Below are 4,087 nucleotides of genomic sequence, written 5' to 3'. Positions count from 1 at the left end.
GGGCCGCCGAGCGGGGCGAGCGGGACGGGGACACCATGGAAGCGAGCCTAACGACCGGGCGGCGGGGGCCCGTACCCGCTGCCGGAGGTGATGGTTGAGCCACCAAGAGTAACGTTTCGGTAAAGCGGAAATGAAGGGGTGCGCTCCGCTGTTCACGCCCTTCGGAGAGGGTGCCACCACCCTCCTGTCGACGTGCTCCCGGATCAGTCGACTCAGTCGACGTGCTCCTGGATCCCGAGCGAGAGGACAGCGGACGTGAGCCAGTACGTGTCCCGCATCGCCGGCACGTTCGTGGGGCCGCCCCGGCTGCGGCGGCCAGGCCAGTCCCGCAGGCCCCGCAGGATCGCGATGCTCAGCGTCCACACCTCCCCGCTGCACCAGCCGGGGACGGGCGACGCGGGCGGGATGAACGTCTATATCGTCGAGCTGGCGAAGCGTCTCGCCGCCATCGACATCGAGGTGGAGATCTTCACCCGGGCCACCACGGGCGGACTGGCCCCCGCCGTGGAACTGGCCCCCGGAGTGCTCGTACGGCATGTCGACGCCGGGCCGTACGAGGGCCTGGACAAGGAAGAACTCCCCGCGCAGCTGTGCGCCTTCACCCACGGGGTGATGCAGGCGTGGGCCGGCCAGCGGCCCGGCTACTACGACCTGGTCCACTCCCACTACTGGCTCTCCGGCCATGTCGGCTGGCTCGCCTCCGAGCGGTGGGGCGTCCCGCTCGTGCACGCCATGCACACCATGGCCAAGGTCAAGAACGCCGCGCTGGCCGCGGGCGACAAGCCCGAGCCCGCCGCCCGGGTCATTGGTGAGACCCAGATCGTGCGCGCCGCCGACCGGCTGATCGCCAATACGGCGGAGGAGGCCGACGAACTCGTCCGCTTCTACGACGCCGACCCCGCGAAGCCCGCCGTCGTCCACCCCGGGGTGAACCTGGAGTGTTTCCGCCCCGGCGACGGCCGCGCCGCCGCCCGCGCCCGGCTGGGGCTGCCGCAGGACGCCTTCGTCCCCCTCTTCGCGGGCCGGATCCAGCCGCTGAAGGCGCCGGACGTGCTGCTGCGCGCCGTGGCCGTACTCCTCGACGAGGACCCCTCGCTGCGTACGAAGCTGGTCGTGCCGATCGTCGGCGGGCCCAGCGGCAGCGGGCTGGCCAAGCCCGAGGTGCTGCAGAAGCTGGCGGCGCGGCTGGGCATCGCGGATGTCGTACGGTTCCGGCCGCCGGTCGGCCAGGACCGGCTGGCGGACTGGTTCCGGGCGGCCTCCGTGCTGGTGATGCCGTCGTACAGCGAGTCGTTCGGGCTGGTCGCCATCGAGGCCCAGGCGGCGGGCACCCCGGTGGTCGCGGCGGCGGTCGGCGGGCTGCCGGTGGCGGTAAGGGACGAGGTGACGGGCTTTCTCGTACCCGGCCACGAACCGGCCTCGTACGCGCGGGCGTTGCGCCGCTTCCTCGACCACCCGGAGCTGGTCGACCGGATGGGCGCGGCGGCCTCGCGCCACGCGCACGGCTTCGGCTGGGACACGGCGGCGGCGACCACGGCGGACGTGTACCAGGCGGCGCTGCACGACCACCGGCGGCGCGGCCGAGCGGCGCGCTGAGCGCGCACCACCGGCAGCCCATCGCACACCACCGATAGGGCGCCGCGCATCGCCGCGAGCGCACCGCCGACAGCGCACCGCCCGCCGCCCGCCTCGCGGCTCTGCCGTACGCTCGCACCATGGCTGACGTCGACGTCGTACAGCGGGCCGCGCGGATCATCGAGGAGACGCTGAAGGGCGCCGAGCTGGCGTGGGAGAGCCCCGAGCCCGGCGCCTACGTGGTCACCCTCCCCGGCATCCGCAAGCTCGCCACCACCTGCTCCCTGCGCGTCGGCCGGCACGCGCTCTCCCTCAACGCCTTCGTCATCCGCCACCCCGACGAGAACGCCGAGGGCGTCCACCGCTGGCTGCTGGAGCGCAATCTCAAGCTGTACGGGGTGGGTTACGCGGTCGACCGGCTCGGCGACATCTACCTCACCGGCAAGTTCCCGCTGGCGGCGGTCACGGAGGACGAGATCGACCGGCTGCTCGGCTCGGTGCTCGAAGCGGCCGACGGCTCCTTCAACACGCTGCTGGAGCTGGGGTTCGCGAGCGCGATCCGCAAGGAGTACGCGTGGCGGGTGGCGCGCGGCGAGTCCACCCGGAACCTGGACGCGTTCGCGCACCTGACGCGCCCGGCGCAGAGCTGACACGGCGGTAGCCGAGCCGTAGCCGAGCTGTAGGCACTCCGTAGCCGAGCCATCGGCGGAGCCGCAGCCGAGCCATCAGCGGAGCCGCGGCGGCAGCCGCCGCGCACGACATGCGCGCGCACCCGCCCCCGGCGAGGATGCGGGCATGAGCAGCGCGGACCGCGGCGGCCAGGGCGCCCGGAGCGAGACCGGCGGTCTCGACCGGCGCCTCTCCGTGGCCGCCGCCGGGGCCGCCGGTCTCGCGGTGGGTACGGCGGTCGGCTGCGACACGGCGGGCCGGGACCCGGCCGCCGCGCACCCCGACCCCGACGCCGACCGTACGGGCGCCCGGCCCCGACCGACGGCCCGGCACGTCCGACGCGTCCGCCGACGCGTCCGCCTCCGCCGACGCGTCCGCCTCCGCCGACGCGTCCGCCGCCGCCGAGGAGCGGGCCCGGCCCGGCAGCCCCGACTGGCGCATCCGCTCGAAGGGCCCGCCCGACGCGGTCCTCGGCTACACCGACCGGGTCAGCGTCCTGCCGGGGGAGGAGTTCGGGCTGTACGTGTCGACCACCGCGCCCGGCTTCCGCGTCTCGGCCTACCGCGTCGGCTGGTACGGCGGCGCGCAGGCCCGGCTGGTGTGGCGCTCGGGCCGGGTGCCTGGCCTGGCCCAGCGCGGCCCGCGCGCCTGGACCGGGCCACCCGTACGGTACGGGCGGGCTGGCGGCGCACCCTGGCGGTGGACACCGGGGGCTGGCCCGAAGGCGCCTACCTGCTCCGGCTGGACGCGGAGAACGGGCACCAGCGCTACGTCCCGCTGATCGTCCGCTCCGCGAGCGGCGCGGGCCGGACCGTACTGACCCACGCGCCCGCGACCTGGCAGGCGTACAACCTTGTGGGGCGGGCGCAGCCTCTACGAGGGCCGGGGCGGCGCGTACGCGACCCGCTCGCCGGCCGTCGGCTTCGACCGGCCGTACGACAAGAACGGCGCCGAGAAGTTCCTCGTCCACGAACGGGCGGCGGTGGCCTCGCCGAACGGCTCGGCATCCCGCTCGCGTACACCACGGGCATCGACGTCCACCGCGCCCCGGCGGTGCTGCGCGGCGCGGCGGCAGCGGTCTCGCTCGGCCACGACGAGTACGGGACCCCGGAGCAGCGGCGGCACTTCACCGAGGCGCGCGACGCCGGGACCAACCTGGCGTTCCTCGGCGCCAACACCTGCTTCCGCCGGGTCAGGCTGGAAGACGGCGGCGGAACGGTCCGTACGGTGGTCTGCTACAAGACGGACTACGCGCTCGACCCGTACCTCGGCGGGCACAGCTCCATGGCGACCACGGACTTCCGCCAACCGCCCGCCGCCGACCCGGAGTCGTCCCTGACCGGCGTGCTCTACGAGGGCTTCCCGGTGGACGCCCCCTACGTCGTGCACCGCCCCGACCACTGGGTCTTCGCGGGTACGGGGGCGCGGCGGGGCGCGTCCTTCGCCCATCGGTCGGGGTGGAGTACGACCGGGTCACCCCGGACGCGCCGACGCCGTCGCCGCTGGTGTGCGGCGGCGGCAGGAGCCACGCGGACTCCGCGTACTACACGACACCGAGCGGCGCGGGGGTCTTCTCGTGCGGGACGATGCGCTGGGTGGAGGCGCTCATGGCGGGCACGCGGGAGAACGGCCGCAACCACGGTCTGGACGCCCGTACCGGTGCCTTCGTCACCCGCACACCGAGAACGTCCTGCGCGCCTTCGCGGCGGGCCCGGCGGCGCACCACAGACCGGCCCCGAGGGACAACGTGGCGCAGGTGTACGGGCGGCGGGCCGCGCGGTGACGTGCAGGCCCAGGGAGAACGTACGGGCCCAGGAAGAACGTACGGGCCCAGGAAGAACGT

Annotated in this window: 3 protein-coding genes; all 3 read left to right on the top strand. The window is 74.6% G+C overall.

The features are described 5' to 3' along the window. The first annotated feature begins 255 nt into the window (after positions 1-255). A complete protein-coding gene (gene mshA / locus DVH02_RS09215; RefSeq protein WP_114623265.1) occupies positions 256-1,596 on the top strand; it encodes a D-inositol-3-phosphate glycosyltransferase in 1,341 nt (446 codons plus the stop codon). Between the two features lie 119 nt (positions 1,597-1,715). Beyond that, positions 1,716-2,225 (top strand): type III secretion system chaperone family protein, encoded by a 510-nt coding sequence (locus DVH02_RS09210; protein WP_114623264.1) that lies wholly within the window; start codon positions 1,716-1,718, stop codon positions 2,223-2,225. A 145-nt stretch (positions 2,226-2,370) separates the two neighbouring features. After that, positions 2,371-4,087: N,N-dimethylformamidase beta subunit family domain-containing protein (locus DVH02_RS35980; RefSeq protein WP_325051343.1), on the top strand; the 1,717-nt coding region annotated here is incomplete at its 3' end.

The organism is Streptomyces corynorhini (assembly GCF_003346515.1).
In the GTDB taxonomy this organism is placed as follows: Bacteria; Actinomycetota; Actinomycetes; order Streptomycetales; family Streptomycetaceae; genus Streptomyces; species Streptomyces corynorhini.
The sequence above is the reverse complement of the archived record's forward strand: the minus strand, read 5'-3'. Positions and strand labels throughout refer to the sequence as shown.